The 17,263-nt window shown below is 65.2% G+C and carries 17 protein-coding genes, 1 tRNA gene and 2 pseudogenes; 11 read left to right on the top strand and 9 right to left on the bottom strand.

The annotated features are described in order from the left end of the window. Nucleotides 1-229, bottom strand: a pseudogene (locus V6M49_RS04510) (hypothetical protein); the annotation flags it as partial. Between the two features lie 36 nt (nucleotides 230-265). Between V6M49_RS04510 and V6M49_RS04505 the strand changes: the two are divergent. After that, nucleotides 266-967 (top strand): annotated as a pseudogene (locus tag V6M49_RS04505) (zinc-binding dehydrogenase); the annotation flags it as partial. A gap of 10 nt (nucleotides 968-977) precedes the next feature. On the opposite strand, the gene V6M49_RS04500 reads toward V6M49_RS04505, so the two are convergent. The 3 genes from V6M49_RS04500 to V6M49_RS04490 form a co-directional block, all read right to left on the bottom strand. Continuing rightward, a complete protein-coding gene (locus V6M49_RS04500; RefSeq protein ID WP_332760245.1) occupies nucleotides 978-2,651 on the bottom strand; it encodes a sensor histidine kinase in 1,674 nt (557 codons plus the stop codon). 71 nt (nucleotides 2,652-2,722) lie between these two features. Further along, nucleotides 2,723-4,096 (bottom strand): DNA repair protein RadA, encoded by a 1,374-nt coding sequence (radA, locus tag V6M49_RS04495; protein ID WP_056347843.1) that lies wholly within the window; start codon nucleotides 4,094-4,096, stop codon nucleotides 2,723-2,725. A 63-nt stretch (nucleotides 4,097-4,159) separates the two neighbouring features. Beyond that, nucleotides 4,160-5,287: an FUSC family protein gene (locus tag V6M49_RS04490; protein WP_332760242.1), complete on the bottom strand. Its 1,128-nt coding sequence runs from the start codon at nucleotides 5,285-5,287 to the stop codon at nucleotides 4,160-4,162. A gap of 235 nt (nucleotides 5,288-5,522) precedes the next feature. On the opposite strand from V6M49_RS04490, the gene pstS reads away from it, so the two are divergent. From pstS to pstB, 4 genes are all read left to right on the top strand, one after another. Beyond that, nucleotides 5,523-6,644: a phosphate ABC transporter substrate-binding protein PstS gene (gene pstS, locus V6M49_RS04485; RefSeq protein WP_332760240.1), complete on the top strand. Its 1,122-nt coding sequence runs from the start codon at nucleotides 5,523-5,525 to the stop codon at nucleotides 6,642-6,644. A 102-nt stretch (nucleotides 6,645-6,746) separates the two neighbouring features. After that, on the top strand, nucleotides 6,747-7,679 hold the full coding sequence (pstC, locus tag V6M49_RS04480; RefSeq protein WP_141139175.1) for a phosphate ABC transporter permease subunit PstC: 933 nt from the start codon (nucleotides 6,747-6,749) through the stop codon (nucleotides 7,677-7,679). Continuing rightward, the gene (gene pstA / locus V6M49_RS04475; RefSeq protein ID WP_141139176.1) at nucleotides 7,680-8,792 is read left to right on the top strand and encodes a phosphate ABC transporter permease PstA; all 1,113 of its coding nucleotides are present in this window, start codon (nucleotides 7,680-7,682) and stop codon (nucleotides 8,790-8,792) included. 80 nt (nucleotides 8,793-8,872) lie between these two features. Further along, complete coding sequence (gene pstB / locus V6M49_RS04470; RefSeq protein WP_141139177.1) at nucleotides 8,873-9,652, top strand: phosphate ABC transporter ATP-binding protein PstB; 780 nt, start codon at nucleotides 8,873-8,875, stop codon at nucleotides 9,650-9,652. A gap of 25 nt (nucleotides 9,653-9,677) precedes the next feature. Here pstB and V6M49_RS04465 read toward each other — a convergent pair whose 3' ends face one another. The 3 genes from V6M49_RS04465 to V6M49_RS04455 form a co-directional block, all read right to left on the bottom strand. After that, nucleotides 9,678-10,691 (bottom strand): inorganic phosphate transporter, encoded by a 1,014-nt coding sequence (locus V6M49_RS04465; protein ID WP_332760235.1) that lies wholly within the window; start codon nucleotides 10,689-10,691, stop codon nucleotides 9,678-9,680. Between the two features lies 1 nt (nucleotide 10,692). Continuing rightward, nucleotides 10,693-11,310 (bottom strand): DUF47 domain-containing protein, encoded by a 618-nt coding sequence (locus V6M49_RS04460; RefSeq protein ID WP_141139179.1) that lies wholly within the window; start codon nucleotides 11,308-11,310, stop codon nucleotides 10,693-10,695. A gap of 270 nt (nucleotides 11,311-11,580) precedes the next feature. After that, nucleotides 11,581-12,240, bottom strand: coding sequence for a hypothetical protein (locus V6M49_RS04455; RefSeq protein WP_056347859.1), 660 nt, complete (start codon nucleotides 12,238-12,240; stop codon nucleotides 11,581-11,583). 204 nt (nucleotides 12,241-12,444) lie between these two features. On the opposite strand from V6M49_RS04455, the gene V6M49_RS04450 reads away from it, so the two are divergent. Next, nucleotides 12,445-12,517: transfer RNA gene (locus V6M49_RS04450), tRNA-Lys, on the top strand. Between the two features lie 93 nt (nucleotides 12,518-12,610). Here the strand turns inward: V6M49_RS04450 and V6M49_RS04445 are convergent. Then, nucleotides 12,611-13,864, bottom strand: coding sequence for a tyrosine-type recombinase/integrase (locus V6M49_RS04445; protein WP_332760230.1), 1,254 nt, complete (start codon nucleotides 13,862-13,864; stop codon nucleotides 12,611-12,613). Between the two features lie 2 nt (nucleotides 13,865-13,866). Continuing rightward, a complete protein-coding gene (locus V6M49_RS04440) occupies nucleotides 13,867-14,454 on the bottom strand; it encodes a helix-turn-helix domain-containing protein (protein WP_332760228.1) in 588 nt (195 codons plus the stop codon). Nucleotides 14,455-14,568: 114 nt separating this feature from the next. Here V6M49_RS04440 and V6M49_RS04435 point away from each other — a divergent pair, with 114 nt between their 5' ends. The 5 genes from V6M49_RS04435 to V6M49_RS04415 form a co-directional block, all read left to right on the top strand. Beyond that, on the top strand, nucleotides 14,569-14,763 hold the full coding sequence (locus tag V6M49_RS04435; RefSeq protein ID WP_332760227.1) for a helix-turn-helix transcriptional regulator: 195 nt from the start codon (nucleotides 14,569-14,571) through the stop codon (nucleotides 14,761-14,763). Nucleotides 14,764-14,918: 155 nt separating this feature from the next. Beyond that, nucleotides 14,919-15,110, top strand: coding sequence for a hypothetical protein (locus V6M49_RS04430; protein WP_332760226.1), 192 nt, complete (start codon nucleotides 14,919-14,921; stop codon nucleotides 15,108-15,110). Beyond that, nucleotides 15,107-16,180 carry an AAA family ATPase gene (locus tag V6M49_RS04425; RefSeq protein WP_332760225.1) on the top strand — a complete coding sequence of 358 codons (1,074 nt, stop codon included), beginning with the start codon at nucleotides 15,107-15,109 and terminating at the stop codon, nucleotides 16,178-16,180. Before V6M49_RS04430 ends, V6M49_RS04425 begins: the two co-directional genes overlap by 4 nt. Nucleotides 16,181-16,380: 200 nt before the next feature. Next, nucleotides 16,381-16,791 (top strand): hypothetical protein, encoded by a 411-nt coding sequence (locus V6M49_RS04420; protein WP_332760224.1) that lies wholly within the window; start codon nucleotides 16,381-16,383, stop codon nucleotides 16,789-16,791. A 51-nt stretch (nucleotides 16,792-16,842) separates the two neighbouring features. Continuing rightward, nucleotides 16,843-17,263 (top strand): WhiB family transcriptional regulator (locus V6M49_RS04415; protein WP_332760222.1); only part of this gene is annotated, 421 nt, incomplete at its 3' end.

The raw sequence follows: 17,263 nt of genomic DNA, 5'->3' as shown, positions 1-17,263 counted from the left end.
CCTCGGCAAGCAGGTGCAGGCGCTCCGTTTCGACTGCTGCCTTCGAGTCCTCCAAGGCGGTCAGTTCCCGCAGCAGGTGTGAGATCGCACTGAGGTGCTCGGCCGCCGCCAGCCCTGACGGCTGCAGATCGTCGAAGGCGCGGCCGGTCCGCCGCACCGCCAGCGTGGACAGATGGGTGATCCGGGCCAGGTCGGCGACGGGAGTACCGTCCCGGAGGGCCTGCGCCACCAGTTGGTTGAGGCTTGCCCCGTGAGCCCGGATCCGGCTCGACCGGAAGCGGATGGCGCCCTGCTTGTCCGGTACGTGAACCTGCCCGCGAGGATGCTGCGGGCGCTCCCGGCCGGGGTGGATCTGCGGACCGCGGCACTGATCGAACCCGCCGCCGTGGCCTGGCACGCCGTCGCCCGTGCCGGGGACGTGGCCGGCAAGAGCGTGCTGGTGATCGGCTGCGGCCCGATCGGCGCCCTGGCCGTCGCGGTCCTCAAACGTGCCGGCGCGGCCCGGATCACCGCCGTCGATGTCCATGCCAAACCGTTGGAGATCGCCGCCGCCGTCGGCGCGGATCAGACCCTGCGAGCCGGCGACACCGACGCGATCGGCGCCGTGCAGGCCGACGTGGTCATCGAGTCCTCCGGCAGCCACCACGGCCTGGCCTCGGCCATTCAGGGCGCGGGGCGCGGCGGGACCGTGGTCATGGTCGGGCTGCTGCCCACCGGACCCCAGCCGGTCCTGATCTCCCTGGCCATCACCCGGGAACTGGACCTGCGCGGGTCCTTCCGTTTCAACAACGAGATCGACGACGTCATCACCGCCCTCGCCGACCGCACCCTGAACATCGGCCCCGTCATCACCCACGAATACCCACTCAGCCAAGGACTGGAGGCCTTCGAAACCGCCAGGAACTCCGCCGCATCAGGAAAAGTACTCCTCAACTTCCAACCGGCAGGCGCAGTGGTCCAGCCCTGAGAACTGTCGTTCAGGACGCCGGCAGGACGAATGTCGCCGTGGTACCTGCGCCCGGAGCGCTGGTGAGGCTCATCGAACCGCCGTGGCCCTCGACGATGGTCTTGCTGACGGGGAGCCCCAGGCCCGCCCCGGGGATGGCCGTTTCGCGGGACCGCGCGGAGCGGAAAAATTTGGTGAACGCCTGCTCCTGGTCTTCCGTGCTCATGCCGACGCCGGGATCGGTGATCGAGCAGACGAGGTCCGTGCCGGTGCGGTGCGCCCGGGCGGTGATGCGGCCGCCGTCGGGAGAGTATTTGATCGCGTTGGAGAGCAGGTTGGTGACCACCTGGCGGATCCGCGGGATGTCCATCCGGGCGGTGAGCGACGGCTCCACCTCGAGGACCAGTTCAAGGCCCCTGTTGGCGGCCTGGGGGAGCGTGAAATCGACGACGTCGGCGAGGAGCCGTGCGAGGTCGGCCTCCTGCAGCGAAAGGTCCACACGTTCAGAGGCCACCGCGATCAGATCGTTCACCAGGCCCAACAGATGCGTCGCGTTCCGGTATACCACCTGCAGTTCGGCTTCGATCCCTTCATGCCCGGGTTCCTCCAGAACGAGTTCGAGGTAGCCGAGGATGGACGTCAGGGGCGTTCGCAGCTCGTGGGAGACGGTGCCAACGAAGTCGTCCTTCGCGGCGAGCGCTGTGATCAGGGCTGTCACGTCCACCAACGTTATGACACCGCCGCTGCGCGCTCCGTCGCTGGAGCAAATGGTATGCGCGCTGACGGAAAAGGCGCGCTGGTCCATTTCATCGCCTGCCCAGATCAGCTCGTCCGTGAACACATCGCCCCGGGCAACGCGGGCAGCGGGGAGCCCGCCGGAAGGCACCGGCGTCGCCCGGTCGCTGAGCAGCAGGGTGGTAGTGCTCTCCGCTTCGGTCAGTCGGGCCAATGTCGGATCATCGCGCATGGCCCGGTTGATCAGGACATTGTTTCCGTCCTTGTCCACCACCCAGACGCCCACTCCCACCGCCGCCAGCACGGCGTCCAGGAGCCGCTGGCGGTCCACACTCTCAGCAAGCGTTTCCGCCAGGGCCTGGTCTTTCCGCAGCAGCGCTTTGCGCTGCCGGTGGAGTGTTCCTGAGACGATATGCGCGGAGACGGCAATTGCGGCCATCACCAACGGCAGGAAGATGGTCCGGATCATCGACCCCTCGGCGGGCGGGGAGCCCAGGGCCGCGGCCGGGATGACGGTACTGAGCACGACCCCCAGCACAGCGAGGAGCACCCTGCTGCGCTGGCGGCCCACGGACAGCCAGATCACGGGGAAGACAAGCATCAGGCTCAAGACATTGAAGCTTGGCCCGCCAGCTTCCCTCGTAAAGCCAATGGCAAGGCAATCCAGGACCGGAACCACACTCAACACGGGGGCCGGCAGCCTGCCCCATGGGACAGCCACACACGCAACGAAGATGACCGAATGGCCCAGCAGCGCCAGCCTGAAACGCTCATCCACGAGGGTTGCAGGGCTGAACAACGCAGCGGCCGCCACGATGAGGACCACCGTCACGGTCAGCGGCAGGTGGCTCAACACCACCCGCCCGCGGGCGCCAAGGCCCGCGAATAGCGCGTCGATCCTCCCTGCGAGAAGACCGTCGTTTGGCGGTTCCTGGTCCGGCGTCGAGCCATTTCCTTGCGTTTGATGCATCAGTCTGCCCCCCAGACACAGCTGTGATGACCCTCCGGCTGCCTGAAGGTCGTTGTGAAAGCCTAGCTGCCCTACCCGATCAGCAGGCTCAACGCCTCCGTAAGGTGCTCCACTTCCCGGACGGAGAAGCCTGGTGGCACGGGTCCGGGTCCGTTGTGGCTGGCCGGGACCACGGCGTGGGTGAAGCCCAGACGGTGTGCTTCCTGGATGCGCTGGTTGATGCCGGGCACGGGCCGGACCTCGCCGGCCAGGCCCACTTCGCCGAATGCGATCAGCCGGATGGGCAGGGGTTTGCGGGCCTTCGCGGACGCGACGGCAAGGGCAACAGCGAGGTCAGTGGCCGGTTCACTGAGCTTCACACCGCCCACGGTAGCCACGTAGGAATCGTCCTTGTGCAGCAGGCAGCCGGCACGCTGCTGCAGCACCGCCAGGAGCATGGACACCCGTGAACTGTCCAGGCCGCTGGTGGCCCGCCGGGGCTGCGAGTTGGCGCTCTCGGCAAGCAGCGACTGCACCTCGGCCAACAGCGGCCGCCGCCCTTCCATGGTCACCGTGATGCAGGTGCCTGAAACAGGTTCCTTGGTGCGGCTGACGAACAGCCCGCTGGGGTCCGTCAGCCCTTCGATGCCGTTCTCATTCAGGTCAAAACAGCCGACGTCGTCCGTGGGCCCATACCGGTTCTTCACCGCGCGCAGCATCCGGAGCCGGGAGTGACGCTCGCCTTCGAACTGGCAGACCACATCCACCAGGTGTTCGAGCAGCCGCGGCCCCGCGATTGACCCGTCCTTCGTCACGTGCCCCACCAGCAACGTGGTCATGTTCCGGCGCTTGGCCGCCGCGATGATGGACGCCGCAACCTCACGTACCTGCGAGACGCCGCCGGCGCTGCCGTCCACGTCTGCGCTGCTGAGGGTCTGGACCGAGTCCACAATCAGCAGCCGCGGCTCGATCTTCTCGACCTGCCCCAGCGCCTGCCCCAGGTCCGTTTCGGCGGACAGGTACAGGGAATCGGCGACGGCGTCGATCCGTTCGGCGCGCAGCTTCACCTGTGCAGCGGATTCCTCGCCCGTGACATACAGGACATCCTGGGCAGTGCGGGCAAACTTGGCCGCGACGTCCAGCAGCAGCGTGGACTTGCCCACGCCAGGCTCCCCGGCCAGCAGGATGACCGCGCCCGGAACCAGGCCGCCGCCCAGCACCCGGTCCAGCTCGTCCACTCCGGTGGGCAGGAAAGCCGCCGTAGTGGCATCCACCTCGGCAATCCGGCGGGCCGGCTCCAGAACTGTGGTTGCCGCCGTCGTACGCGCTACGGCGGCGCCGGTTTCCTCAACCGTGCCCCACGCCTGGCACTCGCCGCAGCGCCCCACCCACTTGACCGTGGTCCAGCCGCATTCGGCGCACTTATAAGCCGGCGCCTTGGACGCCCGGGAAGTCTTTGTTGCCATGGGTTCCACCCTACTGGCGGGCACCGACAGTATTGGCCCGAGAAAGGGTAACCACCGGGGCCCCTACAACCCCGGCAGCACGTCCCGGGCCTCGCGCGAATCCATGCCGGTGGCCTCCAGGAGGTCCACCATGAGCGGCCGGAACAGCATCACCACAGTCTCACCCTCCAGCCGCTCGACCTCCAGCAATTTGGGGTGCAGCCGCAGCGCGATCTCGCTGAAGTCCTGCCGGGCCGTCCGAAGATGGGCGCGGCGCACGCCGTCGTGCGTTTCCGCCAGGCCGAGCGACAGTTCATCAATCGCGGCCGCGGTTTCTTGGAGCACGTCGGCCATGTTCGCGGTGGCGTTGTCTGAAAGCGCGGCGTGGTTGATGGCGCTGGTCAGCCGGCGTGCGAAGACGCGGCTGTTCCTGAGCGCAAGGTCGATGAAGTCAAGGGAATTCTCAAGCCGGTCCAGCTCGTCGCGGTGCCGGCGGTGGGCCGGTGCGAGGGTGGCCACTTCACCGGAAGCGCGCAGGGAATGGCGCATCGCGTCCACGAGCGGCTGGCAGTTCCGGCCGCGGATCAGCGCGTGCCAGGCCTGCGTGGAGTCGCTTTCGGTCAGGGCGGTGGCGCATTCCCGAAGCACTTCGGCCAGTTCGTGGAGCAGCTTCCGGACATCCTTTCGGGGCTCCCGGCGCGGATCCTTCGGAATCAGGATGGTCACCAGGAGGGCGAAAAGGCCACCCACCACGGCGTCCAGGCTGCGCGTGAAAGGCCCGCCGTCCGGCGCCGGCAGCAGCACCACCAGCAAGGATTGCAGCCCCAGCTGCGTGGTGAAGATGTTACCGCTGTCCAGGAAACGGGCCAGCAGGATGGAGAACAGAAGTACGACGGCGGCCTGCCAGATTCCGCTGCCCAGCCAGTGCAGCAGCAGATCACCGACGGCGATCCCGATGGTGCAGCCGAGGCCCACCTCCATCACGCGGCGCAGCCGCGGGTCACGTGAGAAGCCCAACGCGATCAGTGACGATGTGGCCGCAAAGAGGGGTCCGGAGTGCCCCAGGACATACTCGGCGAAGGCGTACGCCCCCACCGCGCACGCGGTCATCTGGACGGCGGGGACCAGTGAGTTCCGGCTCCGGACCAGGCCGGTGCGGATGCGTCCGCGCAGGAAACGCCTGCTTGCTGAGAGTCCTGCTGCTGCGGCCATGCCCTCCAGTCTATTTGCCGGCCCGGCACCTAAGACCGAAAGTGTGACGCGCGCAATGGTGACGCCGCAGTTGTAAGCCAATATGCCGCCGTCGTTAATCTCCTGTTCACCTTTGGCCGCCCATCGCTTAACCTGCGGGACCTACCTTCGATGAAGGTACAAAACATACGCATCGCGCTGCAGGGCTTCTCCGGGCCCTCCCCGCAACTGAATAACCCTGGAAGGGGTACATCTAGTGAAGGCACTCCGTTTCAGCCGCCACGCGGCTATCGCTGTAATTGCAGCCGGCGCACTCGCGCTCACCGCCTGCGGTTCAGATAACGCCACGGGCAACACGCCTGCAGGCAACCAGACTTCTGCCGGCCCCAAGGTCACCGGCACGCTGACCGGGATCGGAGCATCCTCCACCGGTGCAGCCATGGACGCCTGGAAGGCCGGCTTCGCCGCTGCCAACCCCGGCGCCACCGTGCAGTACTCTCCGGACGGTTCCGGCGCAGGCCGCAAGGCAATCATCGACGGCTCGGCCCAGTTCGCCGGCTCCGATGCGTACCTCAAGGATGAAGAGCTGGCCAGCTCCAAGGCCAAGTGCGGCCCGGAAGGCGCCATCAACATCCCCGTCTATATCTCCCCGATCGCTGTGGCGTTCAACGTCCCCGGCGTCACCGAGCTGAAGCTTGACGCAACCACCGTGGCCAAGATCTTCCGCGGCGAGATCGCCAACTGGAACGACCCCGCCATCGCCGCCCTGAACTCGGGTGTCAGCCTCCCGGACCTGAAGGTCACCCCGGTGAACCGCTCTGACGATTCCGGTACCACCACCAACTTCACCGAGTACCTTGCGGCTGCTGCTGCGGATGTTTGGACCGACAAGGCTGCCGGCATCTGGCCCGCAACCCTGCAGGGCGAAAACGCCAAGGGCACCTCCGGTGTTGTCAAGACTGTCACCGACACCCCGGGCGCCGTGACCTACGCGGATGACTCCGCTGTGGGCGGCAAGCTGGGCACCGCCTCCATCAAGGTGGGCAGCGAGTTCGTCAAGATCTCCGCCGACGCCGCTGCCAAGGCTGTTGAAGCCGGCAAGGCCGTAGATGGCCGCTCCGCTACTGACGTCGCCATCAAGCTGGACCGCAAGACCACCGCGACTGGCGCCTACCCGGTCGTCCTGGTTTCCTACCACGTTGTCTGCACCACCTACGACAAGCAGGAAACCGTTGACCTCGTCAAGGCCTTCGAAAGCTACGTAGTTTCGGACGCCGGCCAGAAGACGGCTGCTGATTCCGCGAAGTCCGCGCCGCTCTCCTCGGCCCTCGCCGAGAAGGCCGTCAAGGCCATTGAATCCATCAAGGTCAAGTCCTAGTACCTGTCCCTGAACCACGTTCCCCGCCACGCCGAAAGGCGGGGCGGGGAACTTTGGCTTGTAAGCTCGATTTAGGCACCACCCACAACCGAAGGGTCTGGAATGACCGCCACCCCCCTGAGTAGTTCCCAGGGCGCAGGCCGCGCCGGGGATAAGATCTTTTCCGGCGCCGCCCTGGCCGCCGGGTGCCTCATCCTCGCCGTCTTGTTCGGCGTGGCACTCTTCCTTGTAGTCCAGGCCATTCCGGCGCTCACCGCCCCCGCCGCCGAGATCCAGGGCGGCAAAGGTTTCTTCGCCTACATCTGGCCGATCGTTATCGGTACCCTCATCGCAGCCGTCATCGCACTGGTGATCGCAACACCCATCGCCATTGGCGTGGCCCTGTTCATCTCCCACTTCGCCCCGCGCGGACTCGCGTCCGGCCTTGGCTACGTGGTGGACCTCCTGGCCGCCATCCCGTCGGTGATTTACGGTGCCTGGGGCGCGGCGTTCCTCGCCAAGGAAATCTCCCCTGCCTACAACTGGCTGGCCGGGAACATGGGTTGGCTGCCCATCTTCCAAGGTCCCGCCTCTGCCACCGGCAAAACCATCCTGACCGCCGGCATTGTGCTCTCGGTGATGGTCCTGCCGATCATCACGTCACTGAGCCGCGAAATCTTCCTGCAGACGCCCAAGCTCCATGAGGAAGCCGCCCTGGCCCTCGGTGCCACGCGCTGGGAAATGATCAAAATGGCGGTCCTGCCGTTCGCCCGTCCGGGCATCATCAGCGCCGTCATGCTGGGCCTGGGCCGTGCGCTGGGCGAGACCATGGCAGTTGCCCTGGTCCTCTCCTCCGGTGCCCTGACAGCCAGCCTGATCACGTCCGGCAACCAGACCATCGCCGCGGAGATCGCGCTGAACTTTCCCGAAGCGAGTGGCCTCAAAGTCAGCACGCTGATCGCTGCCGGCCTGGTCCTTTTTGTGATCACCCTGGGAGTCAACATGATCGCCCGCTGGATCATCACCCGGCACAAAGAATTCTCGGGAGCCAACTAAATGTCCTCCACTCTTACCCCCGTGCGCAGTAAGCGTTCAGCCCTCACCAAAGGCCAGCTACCCAAGTACGCGCCGTACGTTGTCCTGGGACTCGCGCTCATCGTGGGCGCCGCAATCCTGGCACTCATCGGGTTCAATGCCTTTGGCTGGGGCATCGTCTCGGCCATCCTCTTCACTGCCGGCCTGGTGGGCTGGAGCGCCGCGGTGGAAGGCTCCCGCAAAGCCAAGGACAAGCTGGCCACCTGCCTGGTGGTGGGCTCGTTCCTGATCGCGCTGCTCCCACTGATCTCCGTGATCTGGACGGTGCTGGTCAACGGAGTCCCCGGCCTCATCTCCCCGGGCTTCCTCACCAGCTCCATGAACGGCGTCACGGGCGTCTACGACAATAAGGCCGTTGAAGAGGGCGCCCCCGTTATCGGTGGCATCTACCACGCCCTGTTGGGTACCATCCAGATCACGCTGGTAGCCACCGTGATCTCCGTGCCCGTCGGACTGCTGAGCGCCATTTACCTGGTGGAGTACGGCCACGACGGCCGTTTGGCCCGCGCCATCACGTTCTTTGTGGACGTTATGACCGGCATCCCGTCCATCGTGGCCGGCCTGTTCGCCGCAGCGTTCTTCTTCGCCGTGGTGGGGCCCGGCACCAAGACCGGTGCCGTCGCCGCCGTCGCACTTTCGGTCCTGATGATTCCTGTCGTGGTGCGTTCCAGCGAGGAAATGCTCAAGATCGTCCCCAACGAACTGCGCGAAGCGGCCTACGCGTTGGGTGTGCGTAAGTGGCGCACCATCCTCAAGGTGGTTATCCCGACGGCGATCTCCGGCATCGCGTCCGGCGTCACCTTGGCGATCGCCCGCGTTATCGGTGAGACTGCGCCCATCCTGGTCACCGCCGGGTTTGCCACCAGCATCAATAACAACGTGTTCGGCGGCTGGATGGCCTCGCTACCCACGTTCATCTATACCCAGATCCTGAACCCCACCTCGCCGGCGAACCCGGACCCGTCCTCGCAGCGGGCCTGGGGCGCCGCCCTGGTGCTGATCATCCTGGTAATGGTGCTGAACCTTGGCGCCCGGCTGATCGCCAGGACCTTTGCGCCCAAAACCGGCCGCTGAAATTTTTTTCAGCAGGCCATTCCGGTCCTCGCGGCCAAACCCTAGACTTCAATCCGTACCCCAGCAAGTGAAGGAACACCATGTCTAAGCGCATCGACGTCAAAGACCTGAACGTGTACTACGGCGATTTTCTGGCCGTGGAGGATGTCACCATCAACATCGAGGCCAAGTCCGTAACGGCCTTCATCGGTCCCTCAGGCTGTGGCAAGTCCACGTTCCTGCGCACCCTGAACCGCATGCACGAGGTTCTGCCCGGCGCCCGCGTCGAAGGCGAAGTCCTGTTGGACGGCGACAACCTCTACGGCCCCGGCGTGGACCCCGTGACGGTGCGTTCGCAGATCGGCATGGTCTTCCAGCGGCCCAACCCGTTCCCCACCATGTCCATCCGCGACAACGTGCTGGCCGGCGTCAAGCTGAACAACAAGAAGATCTCCAAGGGCGAGGCCGACGTCCTCGTGGAGAGGTCCCTGCAGAGCGCCAACCTCTGGAACGAGGTCAAGGACCGCCTGGAGAAGCCCGGGTCCGGCCTGTCAGGCGGCCAGCAGCAGCGCCTCTGCATCGCTCGTGCCATTGCGGTGGAACCGCAGGTGATCCTCATGGACGAGCCGTGCTCCGCGCTGGACCCGATCTCCACGCTGGCCATCGAGGACCTTATCAACGATCTCAAGGACCAGTACACCGTGGTGATCGTGACCCACAACATGCAGCAGGCCGCCCGCGTTTCGGAAAAGACGGCGTTCTTCAACATCGCCGGTACCGGCAAGCCGGGCAAGCTGATCGAATACGGGAACACCCAGACAATCTTCAACAACCCCAACGTGAAGGCCACCGAGGACTACGTCTCCGGCCGCTTCGGATAATCCCCGCGGCGTTTAAGGCTTGCGCTCAGCCCGCCAAAGGTGACATCGCCAGGGCCAGCACGAAGGCCCCGGCCGCGGCTGCAGCAGGGGTGAGGACCCACAGGGCCAGGATCTGCATGACCAGTTTCCGGTTGGTGACTGAGAAGTGCTGGTTCTCGCCGGCCCCCAGCGCGGCCGCGGTGACAGTGTGGGTGGTGGAGAGGGGCCACTGCAACGCGATCGCCCCGAGAAACAGCATCACGCCGCTGAAAGTCTGGGCCACGGAGCCCCGCAACGGGTCCACCCTGGTGATCTTGTAGCCGATGGTGTGGGAGATCCGCCAGCCGCCAAAGAGGGTTCCGGCCGTGATCATCAGGGCGGATACCAGTGCCACCCACAGGGGGATACTCTCGCCGTCGGCGTATCCTGCCGCGACCAGGGCCAGGAGCAGCACGGCGCCCACACGCTGGCCGTCCTGCATGCCGTGGCCGAACGCCACGGCCCCTGCCGCGATGGCCTGGCTGCGGCGGAAGCGCTGGTTGATGACGCTGGGCTGGGCGTAGCGCGCCGCCCAGGTCGTTGGGAATACCAGCAGGTACGCGCCAATGTAAGCGACGGCGGGTGAGAGCACCAGCGGCAGGATGACCTGGACCAGCAGGGAATGGTCAACGCTGCCCACTCCCGCCCCGCCCACGGCCAAGCTGGCGAGCCCTGCCCCGGCCAGCCCGCCCACCAGGGCGTGCGTCGAGGAAGCCGGGATGCCCCGCCACCACATCAGCAGGCCCCAGGCAGAGGCGCTTGCCAGGGACGAAACCAGGATGCTGAGGCCGCTTTCGCCGTCGGGCAGGTGGATCCACGTGTGGCTGACAGCAACCACTGCGGTGGCGCTGATCATGGCGCCCAGGAAATTGAAGCAGGCAGCCAGCAGCACGGCAACGCTGGGTGTGAGCGCCCTGGTGCGGACAGCCAACGCCACGGAGGTGGAGACGTCCCTGAAGCCGTTGAGGAAGGCAAACACTGCGGTCAGCAGGACCACAATGCCGAAAATCACTGCCGTCACGTCAGGATTCCTTGACGATGATGCTGCCTACCTGGGTAGCGATGCGGCGCATGTCCTTGGTGACTTCCACCAGCTGGTTGGCGACGTCGCGGTTACGGGAATACTGCGCCCACTTCATGTCCCGGATCATGTCCGCCACCCAGACCCGGTGGGTCCGTTCCGCGCGTTTGGCGAGCCTGAGGATCTCGATCCAGTAGTCCTCGAGGTCGTCGAGGTTGTCGAGCCGGCGCATGGCGTCCACAGTGAGCTCGGCCTGCCGGCTGATGATCTCGAGCTGGTCGGCCGCCCGCCGCGGCAGGCGGTCCAGCTGGTACAGGAAAACAAGTTCCGCGGCGCCGTCCAGCTTCTCGAGGGCCTCGTTGAGGTAGCGGGACAGCGCGTACATGTCTTCGCGGGGGAGCGGGTTCACAAAGCTCGTGCGCATGTGCGTGAGCAAGGCAAAGTGCAGTTCGCCGGACCTGGCCTCGTGGTTGTGCATGTCGTCCACGAGCTTGGCGTGCTCCGTGGCAGGTACGCCAAGGATCTCTGCCATGGTGGCGCTGGCATGCACAATTTGCTGGGCCATCTGGGACAGCAGGATCAGCCCTGCGGGCTCCTGGGGAAAAAGGCGCAGCTTCACGTTGGGTACCGGTCTCCGGGGATGTGCAGGGGTCGGGGGCCGCCCACTTGTAACTTGACGCAGGCCAGCAGCTGATGTTGATACTACCGGCCCAGTTGCCGCGGCCTGTAAACAGGCGCAAAAAAATGGTGCCGAACCGGATACGCCTCTCGGCGGTAGGCCGCTCTAGGCGGCTAATTGTTGAAGCCCGGGGGTTTCGCGGCTCGACACCAGTTTCAGTGTTCTACGTTGCTTGGCCCAAGTCAACATTGACAGATCGGCGCCGGTGGTTCAGTCGAGCTCGCCCAGCCGCCAGGCGTTTGCCGCATGTTCAAGGTCCTCGGCCGTCTTCACGAGCTGGTGCGAGTTGCGCGTGAGCTTGCTTGCGTGGGCCTCGTTGCCGAGCTCGGCACCGTCGGCGATCGTCGCCTGGCCCAGCGCCACCACGCGGCAGAACGCGGCGGAACGTTCCAGCGCGACGTCGAACTCGCCGTCGAACGCTCCGGAGAGAATGGCGTCAGCCATGGTCCGCATTTCCTCGGCTCCCGGCGGTTCAGCGGCGCCGGCCACCACGTTGGAAACCTGCGCGGTGTCCTTGCCTGCCCGGAAGTACACGGAGATCCGTTCGGGGTCCTGGACGGTGGCGGCGCGCAGGGCGTACAGCCGCCAGAGGGCGCCGGGCAGCGAACGCGCCGGGCTTTCCGCCCACATCTCCGCGATGGCCTCCAGGCCCTGCTCGTCGGTCAGCTTGACTAGGCGTTCGGTGATGACGGGATCGTCGCTGTCGCGTCCGTGGCGCACCAGTGCCTGGGCGGCGAGGTGGGCGGCCTCGGAGACGCGCGCAGGATCGGGGCCGCCTGCGAACGGCTCAAAGTCGATGGGGGCGAACGGCTTGGGCTTGTGATGCCGGTTGGCTCCGCCGTAGTGACTGGGTCCTGCTTGTTCGCTCATGCCCCCACGCTACTCCTGTGCCGCGCGGGAAATCGAGTGCTGTTTGCAGCCAGGATGGACCTTGCCAGCGCGGGTAACGCTGTCCGGAATTCGGAACATACGACGGCGGCGGACAACTTGCGTGTCAAAGCCGCCCCGTGTGTGGGGTAAAGTATTTTACGTCCAGAAATGGACTGGGCTGATCGGTCGTTTGACCGTCGGCTGGGGCCTTTAGCTCAGTTGGTAGAGCATCGGACTTTTAATCCGTGGGTCGTGGGTTCGATCCCCACAGGGCCCACTCTTTTAGCGAAGAGTGCATACCCCCGGTTCCTTGCAATTGCAGGGAATCGGGGGTTTTTGCGTGCGTTGCCTAACGGTCCCCGGGTCCGGGCTAAGCGCTGCGTGGGGACATTTTGGAGACATTGCTCCGGGCGCTAAGAGCCGCCCTCCTGGCCGCTTCGAGGGATGCGGAGACTTCGTCCAGCCGATCAGGCCAAAGGTGGCCATAGGTATTGAGGGTTTCCGTTGCGTCCTTGTGCCCCAACATGAGCTGAACAACTTTGACGTCGGCTCCGGACCCTATCGCGGCGCTTGCTGCCGTATGGCGGAGCTTGTGCGGCGTCATCCCGAGTCCGTCAAGGTCAGCGTCCCGGACTGCGAGGTTGAACACGCGGTTCCGCCAGTTGTGGTCGTTCAGCGCCTCTCCGGTGGGAGTCTGGAATACGTAGGCGTCCTGCGCTTGGGTCGCGGTGAGTTCCAGCAGTTCGTTGACGAGGAACCCTAGCGGCACGGCTCGTTTCTCGTGGGTCTTAGGCGTTCCCAGTACCTTTTTCCCAGCCCTGTCGAGCGTCCACGTTGCGTTGACGGCGGCGCGGGCGCGCATGAGGTCAAGGGCTGAGACTTTCAGCGCGAGGGCCTCATTGATCCGGAGGCCTGTATAGGCCAGGAATCGGATGAGGGTTCCGTCTGTCGGACGTCCGGTGAGTTCCTCGGCAGCGGTGGCCAGCTCCTCCACCTGGTTGTGGCTGAGGTAGACGTGTCCCGGTGCGGCGACTCGTGGCAGCCGGACACCGGCCGCGGGGTTGCGGCTGATCCGGTCCGTTTCCACTGCCCATGCGAGGACGGCAGACAGCACGGTGTGAACGTGCCCGAGACTCGAGGGCTTCAACGGGCCCCGCATTGGTCTGGGCTCATACTCGGCCGGATTGCTGCCCCGGACTTTGCCGCATGCCGGTGCCGTACCTGCGGCTAGTGCGCTGATCCATGCGGCGACCTCAGGTTTCGTGATGGTGCCGATTCTCCGTGATCCCCATTGTGGGAGGACGTAGGCCTGGAGGCTCCGGCCGTAGTGCAGGTATGTGGCCGGCTTGATATCGAGACGGGTGCTGAGCCATTCGGCGGCGACGTCGGCCAGGAGGGTTTCGGCGTGTTCCGGTGGCCGGTAGGTGCCCGCTCTGAGGTCGTTGTCGAGTTTGGCGGCGTACTGCTGCGCGTCGGGTTTCCGCTGGAACCTTTTGGAGCGGCGACGGCGTCCTGTCTGCGTTTCCTCCCACCAGTACACGCGCCATCTACTGCCGGTGCCGTTTCTGGCTGTCGGTTGGCGGTTGGCGTCGAGCCATTCGTCCTGAATCCATGCACGGGCCATTGTCAGGCCTCCTCGTCTTCATCAGGGGCGTTCGCGAGGTGGGGCTCATCCCAGTCATCTAGTACACGTGCCAATACGGAACCGAATAGGACCTTTTGAGTCGCCACGAGCCGGGCCTGTTTCCGTCGGAAGTATTCAACTTCGTCCGAGTTCTCAGCCCCCCTTGTCCTCTTGTACCGGATGTAGTCAGCCAAACAACCGTCGGCATAGTCGACAGCCTCGGAGAACCGATGCCACTCGTCCCGAATTGTGGCGATTGTGCGGAGCGCGGCATTGTCTGCCATCTCAAGCGCGGTGCTGACAATGTCCCTCGCAGACGCATCATCAACCATTTCACGAATCATGACCCACGGGTCTTGATCCAGAAGGCGCGCGAGTACTACAGCTTCGTTCAGCCGGACTGGCCGGGCAAGGTTTTCGATGCGCTGGATCTGCTGCTGGAAGAGTGGCAATCCTGCTTCTGTGGCGCGCCGGGCCAATTCGGTCTGTGACATGCCGCGCTCTTGCCGACGACGGGCGAGCACTTTTGCGAACGCCGCCTCCCAGGGGAGGGATGCTTCCTGATGCTTGGTGTCTTCAGCCTTGTTCATGTTGTTACGGTACGCGCTGGTGTTGTTACTTGCAACAACCTGTTGTGTCGTGAACTGTCTATGCGGTTACATCGAAGTGTTGCGGGACGCAACAAGGCGTTATTGGAGGAATTTATGCCCATAGAACAGCAGCCAAGGCATCTCACGGCGACCGATTTAGCAGAGCGCTGGCAAGTCCCGGCCCGCACCCTTGGACAGTGGCGCTATGAAGGCCGCGGACCCGCGTATGTGAAGATCGGTGGCGCTGTCCGCTACCGCCTCACCGACGTCGAGGCCTACGAAAACGAACACATGGTAGGCGTGCGGTGAATCTGAACGCCGTGTTGCCACCGCCGTCTAAATTCCCTGGCCGAACGTCCATGGAACAAGAAAGCCCCCAAAGCCGGGAAGCAGTGGGGGCCGGAAAACTTGATCCGTCCACTAGTCTAATCCGCCGCCGCCGGGAGTCGCTGCGGTGTCCGCCGATGGAGTGCGGACGCCGGGACCCCCTGGACAGCCACCCGGAGGGCTTTCTGGTGGCCCCGGTGGTGATGGGCCTGGAACCGTGGGAATTGATCCGGGAGGGCCGTCGCCTGGAGCGGCTGGGCTTCCAGCCATGGGAGCTGGCTGCCCGGCTGGGCAAAGACTGGAGCCGGGGCGGCGGTGGAACGCCATGACAAATCCGTACCTCGCGCTGACCGATGCGCCCAACGGGATGTACGGGCCGGTTCATCCTGAACCACATCATGCATCAGAGGTGTTCCGCGTTCCTGACACCGAGGGGGCAGGAACGCGGAACACGCCGCCGGCTGTGGTCTACGGCGACGTGGCTGCCCTGCTGGCCGGAACCCTGCCCAAGCCTCCGGAACCGTCCCACCTGTTCCGGAACGACGGTGCAGCGGTGTTCTACGCGGGCCAGGTCAACATGCTGTTCGGGGAGCCCGAGTCAGGAAAGACGTGGGTGGCACTGGCAGCTGTCGCGGAGGCCCTCGCGAAGGGAGGTTCCGCCGCCGTGGTGGACCTGGACCACAACGGCATGGCCTCAACGGTCGCCAGGCTCCTGGAACTCGGCGCGCCGAAACAGGCGCTCGCGGACCTAGGCCGGTTCCGGTACAAGGAACCCGAGGACCGGCCAGACCTCATGGCCACCGTTGCGGACCTGCGGGACTGGGTGCCGTCCGTGGTGGTCATGGACAGCATCGGGGAACTGCTCCCCGTGATGAACCTCAACTCCAACAGCCCGGATGACTTCACCATCGCGCACATGCACGCGCTCAAGCCGCTGGCCCGGGCAGGGTGCTGCCTCATAGTCATTGACCACGTCGCCAAGAACCCGGACACCAAGGGACCGACGGGGACGGCGGCGAAAATGAGGTCCATCGGCGGAACATCCCTACGCGTCCGGATCAAGGAACCCTTCGCGCCCGGGCGTGGTGGTTCCTGCCAACTGGTCCTGCAAAAGGACCGTCACGGCGGGCTGAGGGCCGCAAGCCCGGCGGGCGAGAAGGAACCGCTGGCAGGAACGTTCCGCCTGAACCGTGACGGCTCCTGGAGGGTGTGGGCACCCGCTGCCGGGGACTGCATTCCCGAAACCGTGCCGGGGCAAGACCTGGCCATCCTGAAAGACCTGGACCCGCCGCCGGAATCCGTCCGTGACGTCAAGGAACGCATTGGATGGGGCAGTGACCGGGCAACCCTGGCATTGAAGGTCTACCGGCAACAATTCCAGACGGCGGCGGGCTTCTGATGCGGGCGTTCCTTGTTCCTCAAGGAACGGGTGGGAACAAGGAACGTGAAGCGTTCCGCGTTCCTCACCCCTATATGTCAGGAACGCGGAACACGGAGCCATCACTGTCTGTCCCCCGGCGGCGTGACAATCACGCCCCGGTCCCTGCTGCCACTGCCACGAAAGGGGCACCCCACAATGACCATGAAAAAGGACACCCCATGACCGTCATCCACGCAGGCATCGCCGCGCGCGTCGTAGCCATCCTCAACGACCACCCCAGGCTCCACCTCTGGGGCAACGGCAACCCCGGACAGCTCTCCCGGATCAACGTCCCCGCCGCACGTGAGGAACTGCTCCATGAAACCACCCTCCGGGACATCCTGGCCGCCGCCCAGTGGTGCGCCCGCCGTCTCGTCCCCGCCAAACCCAACATCAGCGACCTCTCCACCTACTACTGGAAACACGTGTACGAACGCCACACCGACGACGGCCTCTACCTGCCCAGCGGGGCATTCGCCGTCGCGGCGGCCATCGCCGGTCTGCCCCTGGACTGGGCCCACTACAACCCCATCGTCCATGCTGCGTTCCCCGGCGGTTTCTGGAGGAATGCGGAAGTGCCCGGCCCTTAGTGGAGCCAACTAGCACGGCAGGGTTAAAACAAGAGATCGGGGGCAAGGATCATGGGATTCGATCAGCGGCCTAACCAGCCACGGCAGGCCGCACGCGGCCACCAGCACGACGACCAGGCGCGCCTGGACGCCCACGCCGGACTGATGGGCCGTCTAGGCCTCCTGATCCGCTCCGGGGCCATCGTGCCCTGCCTGGACCGCCGCGCCGTCTGGGCAGCCAACGACGACAAAACGGCACAAGACGCGGCCAGGGCATGCCTTGGCTGTCCCGCGCTCGGCACATGCCGGGCGTACATCACAGCCCACCCGGAACCCGCCGGGACCTGGGCCGGACTCACCGAAAAACAGCGCACCACCAACCGAAGAGGAGAACCAACCATGGCAACCACAACCGAACAGACCGCACGCCTTGAAGCTATCGCCGTCATCCGGCTTATAACCCACAACCGCCAGGACGAGGCCCATGTCATGC

This window comes from Pseudarthrobacter sp., assembly GCF_036675385.1.
GTDB lineage: Bacteria > Actinomycetota > Actinomycetes > Actinomycetales > Micrococcaceae > Arthrobacter.
Note: the sequence above shows the minus strand (reverse complement) of the source record. Positions and strands in the feature narration are given on the sequence as shown.

Coding starts and splice junctions, on each gene's coding strand:
- V6M49_RS04455 (WP_056347859.1), bottom strand. CDS start 12,240: ATGAGCGAACAAGCAGGACCCAGTCACTACGGCGGAGCCAACCGGCAT.
- V6M49_RS04420 (WP_332760224.1), top strand. CDS start 16,381: ATGACCGTCATCCACGCAGGCATCGCCGCGCGCGTCGTAGCCATCCTC.
- pstA (WP_141139176.1), top strand. CDS start 7,680: ATGTCCTCCACTCTTACCCCCGTGCGCAGTAAGCGTTCAGCCCTCACC.
- V6M49_RS04425 (WP_332760225.1), top strand. CDS start 15,107: ATGACAAATCCGTACCTCGCGCTGACCGATGCGCCCAACGGGATGTAC.
- V6M49_RS04440 (WP_332760228.1), bottom strand. CDS start 14,454: ATGAACAAGGCTGAAGACACCAAGCATCAGGAAGCATCCCTCCCCTGG.
- V6M49_RS04435 (WP_332760227.1), top strand. CDS start 14,569: ATGCCCATAGAACAGCAGCCAAGGCATCTCACGGCGACCGATTTAGCA.
- V6M49_RS04500 (WP_332760245.1), bottom strand. CDS start 2,651: ATGCATCAAACGCAAGGAAATGGCTCGACGCCGGACCAGGAACCGCCA.
- V6M49_RS04430 (WP_332760226.1), top strand. CDS start 14,919: ATGGAGTGCGGACGCCGGGACCCCCTGGACAGCCACCCGGAGGGCTTT.
- pstB (WP_141139177.1), top strand. CDS start 8,873: ATGTCTAAGCGCATCGACGTCAAAGACCTGAACGTGTACTACGGCGAT.
- radA (WP_056347843.1), bottom strand. CDS start 4,096: ATGGCAACAAAGACTTCCCGGGCGTCCAAGGCGCCGGCTTATAAGTGC.
- V6M49_RS04445 (WP_332760230.1), bottom strand. CDS start 13,864: ATGGCCCGTGCATGGATTCAGGACGAATGGCTCGACGCCAACCGCCAA.
- pstC (WP_141139175.1), top strand. CDS start 6,747: ATGACCGCCACCCCCCTGAGTAGTTCCCAGGGCGCAGGCCGCGCCGGG.
- V6M49_RS04490 (WP_332760242.1), bottom strand. CDS start 5,287: ATGGCCGCAGCAGCAGGACTCTCAGCAAGCAGGCGTTTCCTGCGCGGA.